At 35.0% G+C, this 16197-nt stretch carries 19 protein-coding genes; 6 read left to right on the top strand and 13 right to left on the bottom strand.

The window, feature by feature from the left end:
- Nucleotides 1-12: 12 nt before the first annotated feature.
- The 4 genes from LPC09_RS04905 to LPC09_RS04890 all read right to left on the bottom strand — a co-directional run bounded on the left by LPC09_RS04905 (nucleotide 13) and on the right by LPC09_RS04890 (nucleotide 2892).
- Nucleotides 13-918, bottom strand: a complete 906-nt coding sequence (locus LPC09_RS04905; protein WP_231309150.1) for an RluA family pseudouridine synthase — start codon at nucleotides 916-918, stop codon at nucleotides 13-15.
- Entirely contained in the window at nucleotides 918-1721 is an 804-nt protein-coding gene (locus LPC09_RS04900; RefSeq protein WP_098798684.1) for an NAD kinase, read from the bottom strand. Before LPC09_RS04900 ends, LPC09_RS04905 begins: the two co-directional genes overlap by 1 nt.
- Nucleotides 1722-1766: 45 nt before the next feature.
- The gene (locus tag LPC09_RS04895; protein ID WP_231309148.1) at nucleotides 1767-2396 is read right to left on the bottom strand and encodes a GTP diphosphokinase; all 630 of its coding nucleotides are present in this window, start codon (nucleotides 2394-2396) and stop codon (nucleotides 1767-1769) included.
- Nucleotides 2397-2514: 118 nt separating this feature from the next.
- Nucleotides 2515-2892, bottom strand: a complete 378-nt coding sequence (locus LPC09_RS04890; protein WP_231309147.1) for a UPF0738 family protein — start codon at nucleotides 2890-2892, stop codon at nucleotides 2515-2517.
- Between the two features lie 149 nt (nucleotides 2893-3041).
- On the opposite strand from LPC09_RS04890, the gene LPC09_RS04885 reads away from it, so the two are divergent.
- From LPC09_RS04885 to LPC09_RS04870, 4 genes are all read left to right on the top strand, one after another.
- Nucleotides 3042-3626: a CYTH domain-containing protein gene (locus LPC09_RS04885; RefSeq protein WP_231309145.1), complete on the top strand. Its 585-nt coding sequence runs from the start codon at nucleotides 3042-3044 to the stop codon at nucleotides 3624-3626.
- An 11-nt stretch (nucleotides 3627-3637) separates the two neighbouring features.
- A complete protein-coding gene (locus tag LPC09_RS04880; protein ID WP_442920031.1) occupies nucleotides 3638-4267 on the top strand; it encodes a lytic transglycosylase domain-containing protein in 630 nt (209 codons plus the stop codon).
- Between the two features lie 313 nt (nucleotides 4268-4580).
- A complete protein-coding gene (locus LPC09_RS04875; protein WP_231309144.1) occupies nucleotides 4581-4991 on the top strand; it encodes a globin domain-containing protein in 411 nt (136 codons plus the stop codon).
- Nucleotides 4978-5853, top strand: coding sequence for a ClpXP adapter SpxH family protein (locus LPC09_RS04870; RefSeq protein ID WP_231309143.1), 876 nt, complete (start codon nucleotides 4978-4980; stop codon nucleotides 5851-5853). The genes LPC09_RS04875 and LPC09_RS04870 overlap by 14 nt, the downstream gene beginning before the upstream one ends.
- A 122-nt stretch (nucleotides 5854-5975) precedes the next feature.
- Here the strand turns inward: LPC09_RS04870 and LPC09_RS04865 are convergent, their stop codons facing one another.
- Together LPC09_RS04865 and LPC09_RS04860 are read right to left on the bottom strand one after the other, a co-directional pair.
- The gene (locus tag LPC09_RS04865; RefSeq protein ID WP_098798690.1) at nucleotides 5976-6413 is read right to left on the bottom strand and encodes an NUDIX domain-containing protein; all 438 of its coding nucleotides are present in this window, start codon (nucleotides 6411-6413) and stop codon (nucleotides 5976-5978) included.
- 461 nt (nucleotides 6414-6874) lie between these two features.
- A complete protein-coding gene (locus tag LPC09_RS04860) occupies nucleotides 6875-7105 on the bottom strand; it encodes a hypothetical protein (protein WP_098798691.1) in 231 nt (76 codons plus the stop codon).
- Between the two features lie 321 nt (nucleotides 7106-7426).
- Between LPC09_RS04860 and LPC09_RS04855 the strand changes: the two genes are divergently transcribed.
- Nucleotides 7427-7585 (top strand): hypothetical protein, encoded by a 159-nt coding sequence (locus LPC09_RS04855; RefSeq protein WP_098798720.1) that lies wholly within the window; start codon nucleotides 7427-7429, stop codon nucleotides 7583-7585.
- Between the two features lie 52 nt (nucleotides 7586-7637).
- On the opposite strand, the gene pepF is transcribed toward LPC09_RS04855, so the two are convergent.
- The 5 genes from pepF to mecA form a co-directional block, all read right to left on the bottom strand.
- Entirely contained in the window at nucleotides 7638-9464 is a 1827-nt protein-coding gene (pepF, locus tag LPC09_RS04850) for an oligoendopeptidase F (protein WP_098798721.1), read from the bottom strand.
- A 140-nt stretch (nucleotides 9465-9604) separates the two neighbouring features.
- Nucleotides 9605-9778: a hypothetical protein gene (locus tag LPC09_RS04845; RefSeq protein ID WP_162987558.1), complete on the bottom strand. Its 174-nt coding sequence runs from the start codon at nucleotides 9776-9778 to the stop codon at nucleotides 9605-9607.
- A 62-nt stretch (nucleotides 9779-9840) separates the two neighbouring features.
- A complete protein-coding gene (locus LPC09_RS04840) occupies nucleotides 9841-11034 on the bottom strand; it encodes a competence protein CoiA (protein ID WP_176551168.1) in 1194 nt (397 codons plus the stop codon).
- A gap of 123 nt (nucleotides 11035-11157) precedes the next feature.
- The gene (gene cls, locus LPC09_RS04835; protein ID WP_098798694.1) at nucleotides 11158-12669 is read right to left on the bottom strand and encodes a cardiolipin synthase; all 1512 of its coding nucleotides are present in this window, start codon (nucleotides 12667-12669) and stop codon (nucleotides 11158-11160) included.
- A 194-nt stretch (nucleotides 12670-12863) separates the two neighbouring features.
- Nucleotides 12864-13535 (bottom strand): adaptor protein MecA, encoded by a 672-nt coding sequence (gene mecA / locus LPC09_RS04830; RefSeq protein ID WP_098798695.1) that lies wholly within the window; start codon nucleotides 13533-13535, stop codon nucleotides 12864-12866.
- A 551-nt stretch (nucleotides 13536-14086) separates the two neighbouring features.
- Here mecA and LPC09_RS04825 point away from each other — a divergent pair.
- Nucleotides 14087-14767: a TerC family protein gene (locus tag LPC09_RS04825; RefSeq protein WP_231309142.1), complete on the top strand. Its 681-nt coding sequence runs from the start codon at nucleotides 14087-14089 to the stop codon at nucleotides 14765-14767.
- Between the two features lie 64 nt (nucleotides 14768-14831).
- On the opposite strand, the gene spxA is transcribed toward LPC09_RS04825, so the two are convergent.
- Complete coding sequence (spxA, locus tag LPC09_RS04820; protein WP_098798697.1) at nucleotides 14832-15227, bottom strand: transcriptional regulator SpxA; 396 nt, start codon at nucleotides 15225-15227, stop codon at nucleotides 14832-14834.
- A gap of 249 nt (nucleotides 15228-15476) precedes the next feature.
- Entirely contained in the window at nucleotides 15477-16052 is a 576-nt protein-coding gene (locus tag LPC09_RS04815) for a GNAT family N-acetyltransferase (RefSeq protein WP_231309141.1), read from the bottom strand.
- Nucleotides 16053-16197: the final 145 nt, after the last annotated feature.

Here is a 16197-nt window from a genome sequence, read left to right as displayed (position 1 = left end):
AAAGGACTCACATCAATTAAGATGAGTCCTTTTCTCTAATCTCTCCATATCTTCCGGAAGTTTCGCTTGAAAACAAAGATCTTTTTCTAACAAGGGATGCCAAAATGATAGCTCGGAGCTATGTAAGGCTTGCCTATTAATATCCAGTTGATTTCCACCGTATAACGTGTCTCCACATAAGGGATGTCCTATCGATGAAAGGTGAACGCGAATTTGATGAGTTCTCCCCGTTTCTAACACTAACTTTACATGTGTTATATCTTTGTAGGGTTGAACCACTTGAAAATGTGTGACAGCACTCTGGCCATCGTCACATACTTCTCTCTCAATAATACTGTCTTTTTTTCGTCCAATAGGACTGGATATTGTTCCTTTTTGCTCCTTCATCACTCCATGTACAAAAGCCTCGTACGAACGATGAATACTTTTACTCTTTTGCATATCTGAAAACAACGAATGAGCAAAACGATGCTTCGCAACTAACATCAACCCGGAAGTATCTTTATCCAAACGATTCACAATGTGAATGGTAGAAGGAATATGATGCTCCTCATAATAGTGAATTAATCCATTTGCTAATGTTCCCCTTACATGCTCTCTCGAAGGAATTGATGGTACAAAAGGAGGTTTATTAATAACTAAACAATGAGAATCTTCATAGACGATGCTAAAGGGAACTTGATCTGCCTCAAGAACTGATCCTTTTTCTTCCTTTGGGAAAATCACGGTTAAAAGATCATCTTTTTTTAACTGATATCGAACTGTCACATGACGATTATTCACGAGAATATCTCCGCCATGAAATTTTATATCCGTTAAAGCTCGCTTTGATATTTTTTTCTCTTTCACAAAATCTAAAACGAGCTTGCCATCATCTTTTGATGTAATTTTCCACTCTAATTGAAATGTTGACTCCATTAACGATCTGTATCCCCAACAAAAGAGTCACGAACTCTTTTCCAGAAAGGAAATGGCTTAAAGCGGGCAAAACGTACGTTTTCATTTGCTACACGACATTGAATTGATTTCACATCTTTATGTAACAAAGTAAGATGATCAATTGTAATCTGAAAATCAACATCATTAACAGGTTTCAGCATGCATGTATGATGTTCAGGCAAGATTAACGGCGAACCAATTGTACGGAAAACACGATTGTTAATAGAAGCCATTTCCGCCAATTGAATGGCACGTAAAGAAGGATGTAAAATTGCCCCACCTAGTGCTTTATTGTAGGCTGTACTGCCTGATGGTGTAGAAATGCACAAGCCATCACCACGGAATGTTTCAAACATTTGCCCTTTAATCTCAACGTTCATGACAAGTGTGCCTTCGATACTTTTCACTGTACATTCATTAAGGGCTAGATACCTAGCCTCTCTTCCCCCGTCATTATGACGAATAATAACCTCTAAAATCGGGTATTCAACAATTTGATACGGCGTTTTAGCAATAGCAATCACAAGCTTTTCAATTTCTTCTGGAACCCAATCAGCATAAAACCCAAGATGCCCTGTATGCACCCCAATAAAGGCAGTTTTGTCTAATCTGCTTCGATAGCGATGAAAGGCGTATAAAAGGGTACCATCACCACCTACAGAAATAACAATATCCGGCTGATCTTCATCGTAATCTAGTTGAAAATCCAATAGGTAGGTTTTCATTTTTTGCATAATTGAATTAGAAACCGGATCTCCCTTGGATGATATGGCAAATTTCATAAAAATGACCCCTTTATCGTTTAAATTTAAAATCTCTGTTCGATTTTATTTTTTGTCCGTCTTTCGTGAGAAAACAGCTTGGGCTTCTTGAATTTCCCCTCTAATTTGGGACATCTCCTCATCAAGTGAATATGCTGCTTCCGCTGCCCTTTTTAATCTTACTTTAATATTATCAGGAATATTTCCGCTATATTTATAATTTAATGAGTGCTCAATTGTCGCCCAAAAGTTCATTGATAATGTTCTAATTTGGATTTCAACAAGTAATTTCTTTTCACCAGATATTGTTTGTACCGGGTATTTAGCAACTAGATGATAGGAACGATATCCACTATCTTTTTGAGATGTAATATAATCTCGTTCCTCAATGATCTCCAAATCATTTCTGCTTTTTAACATATTAACAACAAAACGAATATCATCAACAAATTGACACATCATTCTAATACCCGCGATATCTTGTAAACCTTCCTCTATGTTATCAAGGCTAATGTTTTTCCGCTTCGCTTTATCTAAAATACTGGCAATCGGCTTCACGCGACCAGTTACAAATTCAATTGGTGAATGTGAATGTTCAAGTTCATATTGCGAGCGAATCCCTCGTAATTTCACCTTTAATTCCTCAACTGCTTGGTTATAAGGAGCCAAAAATGACTTCCATTGTTCACCTTCCATATGCATCCCCCTAACACGACCACCTGTTGCTGTTCCAATAGACATGTTCATATCATTAAAGCTGTGAAACAAAGTTATTGAAATAAAGCCTAATAGCCTCACCAGTGCAAACCCTGGACTAAGCTAAGGCAAAGATTTCAACAACTTTGTTTTCCATTTCTTCACCATAGTTTGCATTATCTTTGATGTTCTCTAACAAATAACTTAATTCATCTATAAGGTTAACTAGCTCAATCTGCTCATTGTTTAATTTTAGTTCAATTTTTATCTCTTTATCCAATGCTTCCTTTAAGTGAGGCCAAATACTGTCAGGTAAACTAGCATAGACAAATTCATCACCAGACTCTAATATGTAAATAAACGCTAGATGATCCGAATCAACAAGCATTTGTCCCTTCGCTTCTACATCCTGTAGTTGAGTTTTTATTTCTGTTGCTTCTAATAAAAGTATGTTGTTTTCTAATGTTGCTTTATTTAATTCGATTCTAGTATTCATAACTATCTCCTTCCATTACAATCCAAGATTATTTTACCATATTAAAAAGTCACTTGATAACATTGCGGTCTATTTAAATTCAAGAGATAATAGAAAGAGATCGTTTTTTGTCTTACCCTAAACAATTTGATAAGAGAGGTCTATCCTGTATGTCACAAGAAATTGAAATAGAATTTAAGAATCTTTTAACAAAAGATGAATATTCCAAAATAAAAGAAACATTTAAAATAGAGGAACATGATTTTTTCGAGCAGGAAAATCATTATTTTGATACACCTGATTTTTCGTTAAAGGCACTCGGAGCAGCTTTGCGAATAAGAAGAAAGCAAAATAAATTTGTTATGACTTTAAAAGAACCTGCTACAGTTGGCTTACTCGAAACACATCAAACGTTATCAGACGAAATGGCTGATAGCATGATGAAAACTGGTGAACTCGTAAATGGCGAAGTTGTTGATCGTCTGCTTCAATTAGACATCGATGTTAACAAAATAACTTATTTTGGCTCTTTATCAACACGCCGTGCAGAAAAAAATTATCAAAACGGTTTAATAGTTTTAGATCATAGCCGATATTTAACAGTAGAGGATTATGAGCTTGAATATGAAGCAAAAGATGAAGAAATCGGAAAAAAGGTCTTCCATCAACTTCTACATGACCTTCACATTCCAATTAGACTAACAAAAAATAAGATTCGCCGTTTTTATGAACAAAAATATAGTGAGATGGGGTAAGAATCTTGGATATTAAAGCAAGATATTATAAAACAATGCTTGAACTACAGGCATTGCAAAATTTCAATACAACACCAACCCAAACAAAAGATTCAACCTTTGATACAACTTTTCAGGATTTATTAAAATCTTTTATTAATCCCTCAACTTCAAGTGCAACAACAAATAATTCATCTGTTTTAGCAGATTTACCTAGAATGATCTTAAACTCACCAGTTGTAACAAAAACAACTTCTGTTAAAGAAACATCAGGGCCGATTGCATCTGGCTCTATCGACGAGATTATTCGTCAGGCTGCCACCAAGTACGGAGTAGATGAGAAATTAATTCGTGCAGTTATCAAGCAGGAATCCGGATTTAATCCTACTGCCAAAAGCTACGCTGGTGCAATGGGACTTATGCAATTAATGCCGGCTACTGCCCGCTCTCTTGGTGTAAACGATCCTTACGATGCGGCGCAAAACGTTGAAGGTGGAACAAAATATTTAAAACAGATGCTATCGAGATATAACGGAGATGTAAAACTTGCACTAGCTGCCTATAATGCAGGACCTGGAAACGTTGATAAGTATGGCGGTATACCTCCTTTTAAAGAAACACAAAATTACGTTCGTAAAATCACTTCTACTTATAATGTATAATTGACTGTTTAAAAGAGGCTCTTTTTTTGAGGCTCTTTTTTTGTTTAAAGAATTGTTCTATACCCCTTTAAAGAAACACATACAATAACTCCAATAACATACAATAATGGTAAATATCCTATTATGAGAGCGGTTTGTTTGAGATATATAGAAGTGCTTGTTAAAATGAATTTACATAACGCAAGCTGAAGTAGTCATATTATCCTAATAGATGTGAAACTCTTTGATATATAAACATTCTTCTATTCATTTTCCAATAACAAACTTTGCGTTTATTAGAATAACATTAGCAATTTGAAAAGGAGATATCAACGTGACGAATCAAAATCTAACACCCTATGAGGCGATAGGAGCAGAAACTCTTTCGCAGCTTGTTGATACCTTTTATGGAAACGTACAAAAACATCCGTTATTGTCTCCCATTTTTCCAGATGATTTAACTGAAACAGCACGAAAGCAAAAGCAATTTCTCACACAGTACTTAGGTGGCCCTCAAGAATACACCGAGGAACACGGCCATCCGATGCTCAGAGCAAGACATCTTCCTTTTGAAATCACACCTTCAAGAGCAAAAGCATGGATTGCTTGTATGGAGAAAGCAATGAAGGAAGTTCAACTCGAGGGGGAAGTAAAGGACTTTCTATTGCACCGCTTAAAACTTACTGCTGAACATATGGTGAATTCACCAGACAGTAAAGAGGGATATCTTGATGGGACATCATGAGAATAAAAACATCTCCCTCTTTTTCTCACACTGTAACGGTCACCCTGATAAGCCATTGGAAATCTATATGTTTGTTGACCCTTTATGCCCTGAATGCTGGGCCTTGGAACCAATCATAAAAAAATTACAAATAGAATACGGACGACTTTTCACGCTAAAATATATTATCAGCGGCCGTCTTGCAACACTAAACGTTTCAAAAAGAAAAAAACCTGAAAAGCTTGCACAGGCCTGGGAAAAAACAGGCAGTCGTACTGGAATGTCATGTGATGGAAATGTGTGGCTAAAAAATCCATTATCAAGTCCATACACAGCTTCACTAGCAATAAAATCAGCTGAACTTCAAGGACGAAAAGCAGCTCTTAAATTTATGAGAAAGCTGCAGGAAGTACTATTTATTGAAAGTCAAAATGTTTCAGATGAAGAAATTTTAGTTGAAATCGCAAAAGATGTCGGACTTGACGTCAATGAATTCAGAAAAGACCTTCATTCAGAAAGCTCAGCAAAAGCTTTGCAATGTGACTTGAAAATCACTTCTGAAATGGATGTCCAGGAAATCCCTACACTTGCTTTTTTCAGTGAAGAGGTAGAAAGAGAAGGCTTAAAAATAACAGGCATTTATACGTATGATTTATATGTTCAAGTCTTAAAAGAAATGGTGGGCGATGATATTAAGCCTTCCCACACCCCTCCATTAGAAGCATTCCTAGCTCACTACCAATTTGTTGCCACTGCTGAAATAGCATCGGTATATAATATGACAATAGCTGATGTTGAAAAAACATTAAAAAAATTAGTTCTATCTCAAACTGTTGAAAAGGTACAAGCAAAACACGGTACTTTCTGGAGATATATAGGGTAATAATAAAAAGGAATGGTATGACGCCATTCCTTTTTTTGCGTCTGTTGTTGATGGAGCTGAACTTTTACAGGGGCAAACAATTGGTGAAATGACGCTTCTGCGTAAGAGAATTGAGCCCGGGATTATCTAATGAATGCAGCCTCCTGTTTTTCCAGAGCATCTATTAACCAGTTAGGGTGCATATTTAGTAATTCGTTTGGCAAATTAGAAGGTGGAAAGAACTTTATTTCTAAGGATTCTGACTCGTTTACTTCAAGCTCACCACCAGATATAGCCGCTGAAAAATAGGTGGTGATAAAATGAACCACTCGCCCATCTGGATAGTGAAAAACCTGTGAAGCTGGATCAGAATAAACGCCAATGAGCTTATCAACTTCAATATGTAAGCCTGTTTCCTCAAGTACTTCGCGTTTCGCAGCAGCCTCCACCGTCTCACCAGGCTCTACATGACCCGAAGGAATTCCCCATAACCCAACATCTCGTCGTTTTTGCAAAAGCACTCGACCTTCTTCGTCAAAAATAATCACAGCAACTGCAGGATGTATACTTGTTACTTCCATTGTTACGAGCTCCCTTCCCTCTTAAAACCTGATTTGATTTGATACTACTAGAATAGCAGAGTTATAAGAGAGCTGGCGAGGATGAAATGAGGGGGAGGGTGTGCAAGGAGGCCGTTACTTTATAAGGAGAATGCTCATGTTTTTATGTATTTCATGGATTTGTTTACGATATAGGGTTTATTTCTATTAAAATATAAGTGATTTCCCTCTAATTAGTTGATTGTTTTGGGTCTTAACCGCAATTTTAATAGGTTTATCCGCGGGTCTTGAGGTCTTATCTTCGGTTTCGAGTGGTTTATCTTCGATTTCGAGTGGTTTATCTTCGATTCTTGAACTTTTATCTTCGATTTGGGACGGTTTATCTCCGATTCTTAGACTTTTATCTTCGATTGCGAATGTTATCTCCGATTCTTGAACCTTTATCTTCGATTTTGGACGGTTTATCTTCGATTCTTAGACTTTTATCTTCGATTGTGAATGTTATCTCCGATTCTTGAACCGCTATCTTCGATTTTAAACGGTTTATCTTCGATTCCTGAACCTTTATCTTCGATTTTAAACGGTTTATCTCCGATTCCTGAAACTTTATCTACGATTTTAAACAATTTATCTTCGATTCCTGAACCTTTATCTTCGATTTCAAACGGTTTATCTCCGATTCTTATTTTCGAGGCAAAATAAAAAGACCCCATACAAAGTAAAGGGTCTTCTTTTTATGTCTTAACGACAACAAAGGGGATGGGAGAAATTTTTCACGGTCAAACAAAGGGGTAAATGTTTGTTTGTGATTAATTTCACATCTATAATATATCAAAATATGTCGACTATTGACAAGTGCGATACTTCTTTTTCACAAAAATGTCACAAAACCTATTATCTTAGAATAATTTCTACTTATATTGTTTTGTGCTTAAAAAGAACTCGTCTCAACTTAATGGATAATGTAGAAGATAAAAACATATACAATAATAAATAGAAAATAGACAAGGAGGATATATGTGAAGCTAAGATGGATTGTATTGCTCACAGTGCTTACGATTGTGTTATTCTTCATTAATGTATTAGGGTTCATGAATCTTGTCCCTCTTTATATCACATCTCCATTATTATTGATCTCAATTTTTGTTACACTTTATTTTATTAATCATAGGAAAACGTTTAGAGGCTTTTAATGGAAAAAGGAATGTGCACATAAATGGCACATTCCTTTTTCATGTAGCTTAATTATTGTTTAACCTTAGCCAATAGCTCTTCCATTTCATTTAATTTCTCTTCAAACACTTTACATGCTTCTTCAATTGGTGCTGAAGATGTCATATCAACACCGGCTTTCTTTAAAACTTCAATCGGGTAATCTGAGCTTCCTGCTTTTAGGAATTCTAAGTAACGATCAACTGCAGGTTGACCTTCTTCTAAAATCTGGTTACTTAGAGCTGTTGCAGCACTGTAGCCTGTAGCATATTGATACACATAATAATTGTAGTAGAAATGTGGAATTCTAGCCCACTCTAAGCCGATTTCTTCATCTACAACAATGTCATCACCAAAATACTTTTTGTTAAGATCATAATATGTTTTAGTTAGTAATTCAGGTGTTAACGACTCACCTTCTTGTGCCTTTTGATGAATAATATGCTCAAACTCAGCAAACATTGTTTGACGGAAAACAGTTCCTCTAAATCCTTCAAGGAAGTGGTTTAGTAAGTACAAACGTTTTTTCTCATCATCAATTGTATTTAAAAGGTAGTGATTTAATAAAGCTTCATTAGCCGTTGATGCAACCTCCGCTACGAAAATGGAGTAATTTCCATATGTATATGGTTGCTCTTTGCGCGTATAGTAGCTGTGAACAGAATGTCCAAACTCATGCGCAAGTGTAAATAAATTATTTACATTGTCCTGCCAATTCATGAGGATGTATGGATTTGTTCCATATGCTCCTGATGAGTAGGCACCGCTTCTTTTTCCTTTATTTTCATGAACATCAACCCAGCGGTTTTCAAAGCCTTCTTCTAAAATCGAGATATATTCATCACCAAGTGGCTGAAGTCCTTTTAGAATATAATCTTTTGCTTCATCATAGGTAACGTCCATTTTGACGTCCTTAATAAGAGGTGTATAAAGATCATACATATGAACTTCATCAAGGTTTAGTACCTCTTTACGAAGCTTCACATAGCGCTGAAGAAGATCTAAATGATCATGAATAGTACTAACTAGGTTTTCATAAACAGATTCAGGTATGTTATCACTGCTTAATGCAGCTTGTCTTGCAGATTCATAATTTCTTACCTTTGCACTGAAATTATCTTTCTTAACGGTTCCACTTAATGTACTAGCAAATGTATTCTTAAAATCACCATACGTTTTATATACGGCTTTAAATGCCTCTTCACGTACTCTACGGTCTTCGCTTTCTAAAAAGCGGATATAGCGGCCATGAGTAATTTCAACCTCTTCTCCGTTTTCATCTTTAATTGTCGGGAATGTTAAATCGGCATTGTTCAGCATTCCGAATGTATTACTTGCAGCGCCTAAGACATCTGATGCTTCTGCTAATAGCTCTTCTTTTTCAGCAGAAAGAACATGTGGACGTTGGCGATTGATTTCATCAAGAGCATGTTCATACAGCTTCAGTTCTTCTTTTTCTTCTAAAAATTGCTTTATCTTCTCTTCATCAATTGAAAGAATTTCAGGAACAATGTAAGAGCTTAAACTAGAAGCCTGTGTATATAAGCTTTTTGCACGATCATCTAGTGCCTGGTATTTGGAGTTTGTTGTGTCCTGGTCGTATCTCATATGTGCGTATGTATAAAGCTTTCCTAAACGCTCCATTACACCATCTTGATAAGAAAGTGCTTCATAGAGTGTATTGGCACTTTCACTTAGTTTTCCTTTGAATTCAGCCAACTTAGGTAAAGCTGCTTGTATTTCTTTGTACTCTTTTTCCCAAGCTTCATCTGTTTCAAAAATGTCCTCAAGTCTCCACGTGTCTTCTGTTTTTATTTCATTTCTAGAAGGTAATTTTTTCACTGCCGCTTGTTCTGACATACCATTTCCCCCTTTTAAATTAATGGCGTATGCGGAGCTTGTATTCATTGAGCTCATGAGTGTTAATGCCGTCATAATTGATAGCATTTTTTTCTTGTTCATACCCATCCCTCCCGAAGTTTTTTCTCCGCATGAGCCAATTAAAAATCTTTCCCAATATAATCGAAAGGATTTTCAGATGGATATGTTTGATTGTTACTACCTCTATCTTCACCCTGTGTAGCTTCTTTTGTCAAATAGTAAGCAGCTGCACCTACTCCAAGCATAGATGCCATAAATAAAACTGGATTACGTTTACGCTTTTTATTAAACATATGATCACCTCTTGTTGTTAATATCTCCCTTTTAATGTGTTCAAAAAAATAATTGCTATACATCATCCTCGTTTTAGCTCTTTCATTAACTCTTCATCCTGGTTTAGTAATTCATCAATAGTTATTACCCAATTAGTTGTCTGCTGTTTTATATATATATGGTGTTCTACCTTAGTGATAAAAGATAACTCTGAGAGCTTTTCAAGGTATTCATAAATAACTTGGGAATAGTGTACATTTATTTGTGGCAGAACCCGAACCGAGAGTAATCGATCTTTTACCTTTTTTTTGGTTCTTTCATAAATATAATGAAAGGTAAAGGTAGAGTTTAAAGGTACTTCATCAATAAACGTCATCACCCATCCTTGCCATACAAAGACAGGTGATTCTATTAAGTAGTTGAATTTAAGGGGTAGAAATGCGTGTGATGGAAGATAAAGAAGAGAAGTGTGCTTTGTTTGATATAGGAATTGATTTAGAGTACTGGCTTGCTTCGTAGTAAATGGAAAAGGCTTTAAGCGAAAAGTTCTAACTTTATGAAACCAATTTTCATAAAAATTTATGGGACAAAACTGCGGTTTTATTAACTGCGTAAACGATATTGTTTCTTTAGGAATAATTGACTGGTTGGCAAAAACAACTTGAGAAGAAAATGGGATGATAGTTCTTATAATGATAAACGCTTTTATATTAGAACAATAGGCATAGATCATAAGTGAGCCATCTTCCATTTTACTTGTAAAACGCCATTGAAACTGTGAGAGTTGAAATGATCTTTCTCCTGTTCTTTTGAGTAACTTCCCACCTAGAATCCATAGAAAAGGAATATTTGCTTTTTTATACATAACAGATCTCTTTTGAAGTATGTTTAAGTCAATTGGTGAGCATTGATACTCTATTGCTAGGGTTTGTTGATGATCGTTGATTAAAAGGTCTGGACGCTGCTTAATATCCGTTATAAAAGGTTCTAGTTCCACATGTATAACATTTTCATCTATTTGAAGCCAATCATATAATTCAAGCTTTCCTCTCATATGATACTGACTTTCAGGTCCTCCCTTACTAGACGGACAGTCAGAGTGCTTTTTATGAGCAAAGTGTGCTGATATGATTGAACCAATTTTTAAATCTAATTCGTTCTGACATTGAGGGCAAATAAAAGTGCTGTTTTCTCTTATCTTTCTTAACCTTTCAATTGTCCACTTTTTCTCTGCTACATTAAGTTGATTACCTCTTTGATCATTTGCTACAAACAAAAGCTTCCTCTCCTTTTTCTTTTTATTATCCACATAAAGAGAAATAGGACAAATCGTGAAAATTAAATTTTAGATCATAAAAAAAGAAAAAGCGCTGACCAATTAGGCAGCACTTCTTTCTAACTATAATAATGGCGACATAAGGCGTGCCGCTGATTCAAAAAGCTTTATAGCAAAAGACCGCTTCGCAAACTCTTCCATAATGATTTCTCTCGATAGATCAATATCATTCATATAGGCATCTACAAGTTTTTGTGTACTTCCAGTTCTATATAGAAATGCATTTACCTCGAAATTCAAGTGAAAGCTTCTCATGTCCATGTTCGCTGTTCCAATGGATGCAAGTTCATAGTCAACAATAACAATTTTACTGTGTAAAAATCCTTTTTTATACTCGTATACTTTAACACCTGCATCTAGTAGCTCTGGGAAATAAGATCTTGAAGCATGGTAAACAATCTTTTTATCGGGACGTTCAGGTACTAGCAGTCTTACGTCAATTCCGCTCAGTGCAGCCACCTTTAAAGCCGTTAGAATATCTTCATCAGGAATAAAATATGGAGATGCGATCCAGATTGACTCTTTGGCAGAAATAATCATCGAGAAGAATAAATTTTTAATAACATCCCACTTATTATCAGGACCACCGGCAATTAACTGAACTCCACCCGTTTCTTCCAAATCATCAGAGTTAGAGCTTAAGTAAGATTGAAACAACAGCTTTTTGTCTGTCATATAATACCAATCCTGCAAAAAGATCATTTGTAGAGTTCGAACAGCTTCACCCTTAATTAAAAGGTGGGTGTCACGCCAATATCCAAAGTAAGTATCCTTACCTAAGTATTCATCGCCAACATTTAAACCACCGACAAAACCCACTTCCCCATCTATAACAATAATTTTTCGATGGTTACGAAAATTAATTTTATTATTCAAAAAAGGAATCCGAACAGGCAGAAAAGGAACCATTTCAATCCCAGCTTTCCCCATACTTCTAATGTATTCCTTGGAAAGCTTCCAACTTCCAACCGCATCATATAAAAACCTAACTTCAACACCCTCTCGAGCTTTTTCAATTAAAAGGTTTTTCAATTCATTTCCGACCTGATCATGACGGACAATATAATACTCAAGATGAATATGATGCTTGGCTTTTTTCAACTCACGAAAGATATGATCAAATGTTTCAATACCATCTGTTAAAGCCTTTGTTTTTGTAGCAAATGATATAGGACTATGTCCTAAACGATGGGCTAGTTTAAACAATAATTGCTGATGATTACCCATTCGATTGATTTTATCTTGATATGAATGATGGTTACCCTCAATTTCTAAAAATGCTTTTTCATCCAACAGCGCTTTTTTATCAAATAGACGTCTTTTCCTTATATTTCTTCCAAAAAATAAATAAAAGAAAAATCCAACTAATGGAAAACCACCTAAAACAACCAACCATGTAATAGTATGAGACGGATGTCTATTTTCAAGGAAGATCACAACACATATAAAGATAATTGAGAGTGTAAAAAGAACACTTACAGAACCAACAATCCAATCTCCCCAAAGACTTTTCGTTATTAAGATAATGGAAGCAATTAATGTGACAAATAATAGTATTCTGAATGTAAACTTCATTAGTTTCACCTGACTTATTTTTAGTCTTACTTCCCTTCATTCAAAAAAACGAAACATTGAGTCATCCTTTTGTCTTCACATGTCTCACTATTTTGTTACTTCGGCCTTGTTTTTACCCAAGAAAAGAACATATTTTTTACAATGAATAAAAAAAACCGATTTACATGAAATCGGTCTCTCCCAACTTTGATCTATTATGAAAAATGTTTTCTTATCACATTTAATGCATAGTCTTTTGCAATTAAGTTACCATATTCCTCAAGTCGATGAATGGTTACTCTTGATTCTTGTCCATATTCAAGTAGAATACTCAATGTATTCTCAATTTCCTCATCACTCACTTCGTCTTCAAACTCAACAAATAAATAGTAATTTTGGTCGAGTGAGAATAAGTGATTCGTCATTCCTGAAAGAGATGAATACTTAGACAAAGAAATAATATTTTCTAAATCATTAAACTTTAAGACAAACTGAAGCTGTTGTTCCAATTCTTCAATTTGATCTTCCTGTGAATCATTCGACTTATTAAAATGATGATCTAACAATGATTCTATATTTTCATCCACCGGGATTTCTTTAAGTTTATCGTCAGAAATAGGAAGCTCTAGCTTTTGTCCGTCTTTAGACACTTGAGCTTTCGTTACGATTACCTCAAGCCCTTTATCTAGTGCTTGAACTTGGATCCAAAGTGGACCTTCAACCATAAATTCTTCTTCTTCATGAACTTCATCCATCATTTCCCAGAAAAGTTCCTCACTTCGATCACGGTTATACCAGATTTCATCGCGATCAAAACCACGCTCTTCTATATCTAAATATGAGATATAAAACTTTACAGTATTCTCGTTTATACGTTCAATCTCCATTACTCAACCTTCCCTTCTATATAAGATGTTGAAGGGACAACCCCCCTCAGGGTAGTTGTACTTTACTACACTTTACCCAAATTTTCAACTATTTAACCGTGGGTAAAGGGAAAGTGTAAATATCCTCCAAAAAAAGCTAGAAAATCTTCACACTAGTGCTTTAGAACCTTCAATTATGAAAGAATCTTGTACTCCTATTTTATGATAAAAAGTACTTAAATGAAATAAAAAAACTCCGAATTTTCAAAAACAGTTATTTTACCTATATGATTCTACAAGCATATCTTATGAATGTTTTCATATAATTGTACGAGCATTAGAAAAGCGAAAGGCGCTAAGTTTTCGGCGACAAGCATAAGGGGAATAGGAATGGAAGGTGTTCTCTGCCTTCAATTCCTATTTGACTTATGACCTCGAGGCAGTCAAAAACGCGATGTCAATCGCAATGACTGCACTTGCACGTCCTGTGCTTCGACGATGGCGCCTGAAGCTAGACACCAAAAAAAATTACAAACTTCTATACTTTTTCTGCTGAAAAGAGGGTATTAACTATGGAACAAGATTTTCTTTTATCACTTCTCATGATCATAGGCATCGATCTAGTACTTGGTGCTGACAACGCTGTAGTCATTGCTTTAGCCTGTCGTAATTTACCCGTTTTGCAACGAAATAAAGCAATCATTTTAGGAACCATGCTCGCAATTGTATTTCGAATTTTCATTACTTTAATAGCTGTTTATTTGTTGAAAATTCCTTTTTTACAATTAGTTGGTGGGGTTTTCCTACTTTATATTGCCTACAACTTAATTGCAGGTAAAGAAGATGACACAAGCAAAATAAAAAGTCATCCATCACTATGGAGAGCCATCAAAACAATCGTCATTGCTGATTTATTAATGGGATTTGATAATGTTTTAGCAGTTGCTGGAGCAGCACAGGGTCATATGGTACTAGTAGCAATGGGGTTATTTATTTCAATACCTATTATTATTTGGGGAAGTAAAATAATCCTCGTCCTATTAACAAAGTATCCATTCCTTGTTTATATTGGTGGCGGTCTGCTTGCCTTTACTTCAGGGAAAATGATTGTAGAAGAACCTAAACTACAGGGAATCTTCTATTCACACCCAATGCTTGAAATGAGCATACCTTATATTACAGCCTCATTTATTATATTAGCAGGTGTTCTGTACCACCAAATGATCAACTTTCAGACTGCACGCAGGGATTAACAAAGCTTTACTAAAAAACATAACAAACAAAGAGGCAAATTATTTGCCTCTTCAGTTTTCATATTTAATTAACTAAGCGCTGTGCTTCTTGTAGTTGATATGTGCGAACACGGCGTGGAAGAAAACGACGGATTTCATCTTCATTATATCCAACTTGTAATCTCTTCTCATCGATTATAATCGGACGGCGAAGAAGTCCTGGATTTTCTTGAATTAAATTATATAAATCTTGTAAAGGCATAGTTTCTAAGTTGATATTTAGCTTTTGAAAGATTTTAGAACGAGTAGAAATAATCTCATCCGTTCCATCCTCTGTCATTCTTAAAATTTCTTTAATTTCTTGAATGCTTAGAGGCTCAGAAAAAATATTTCTTTCAACATATGCAATTTCGTGCTCTTCTAACCATGCTTTTGCTTTTCTACATGAAGTACAACTTGGTGATGTATACAATGTAACCATGAACATTCACTCCTCTAAATATAGAATGAGTTAAAACTAAAACGTCTATATAATTAAAATTACTTTAAATAAGAATTACTAAATTGATTATACTATAAAAAAGTAAGTATGGATATAGATATTACGTTAAAAGTATGACAAAACGATTACAATCCTTAAAAAAACTAGGAAAACTCTTGATATGTAGTGACTTAATATGGATAAGTTGTAATTATATCCATCCATATAAGTCAGTAAACTCATTCTCAATTAACTTAACTCATCGAAAATGTTATGTTTATTTTCCTCATCCATCGATAATACTTCATGAACAGGTTGATAAGATTCACCATATAATTCCTTATCTTTAAATGTATGAATAAGTTTATATGTTTTTTGCATTGCCTGAAAGATTGTTTCTTCTGATTCATCATTTGGAGCCCAGTAAAGAATTTCTAATTTGTTTACTTCATTTGTTGCAAGAGATCTTCTTTCATATCCGATTGTATTAGCATGTTTAAACCCTTGTCTTTGATAAAACTTTAGTCTTTTTGCTGTATCGGTATCTTCATAATTTACTGGTTCAACTTCGAGGATAATTGGTTTGTTTTTTTTCTTTAATTTATCAATTAGTTTGCTGCCTAAGCCTTCTCCCCTTGCATCCTTTGATACAAATAGGTAGTCAATGAAGATAAAATCATCTAGCTCGGCATACATCAGGACATGCTTTTTTCCTTCATCTTTATGGTAAATGTCACCTTTTTCTTCTAGTAAGGCCTCGATGTGATCTTTAGACTTCATCTCTTCGATGGGAAAATACTGATTTAACTTTTCATACCAGTTCATTTTTCTGCTCCTATCACCATTTAATAAATTCTCCCATAATTATCTATACCCTTCTTTTTTTTTATTAAACATGTAAATAAAAGAACCTGATTTTTTTGTCCCCTCAGTTATTGTATGCGTTAAGATGGAATTAAATATAAGAAAA

The organism is Metabacillus sp. B2-18, from assembly GCF_021117275.1.
GTDB lineage: Bacteria > Bacillota > Bacilli > Bacillales > Bacillaceae > Metabacillus.
Note: the sequence above shows the minus strand (reverse complement) of the source record. Positions and strands in the feature narration are given on the sequence as shown.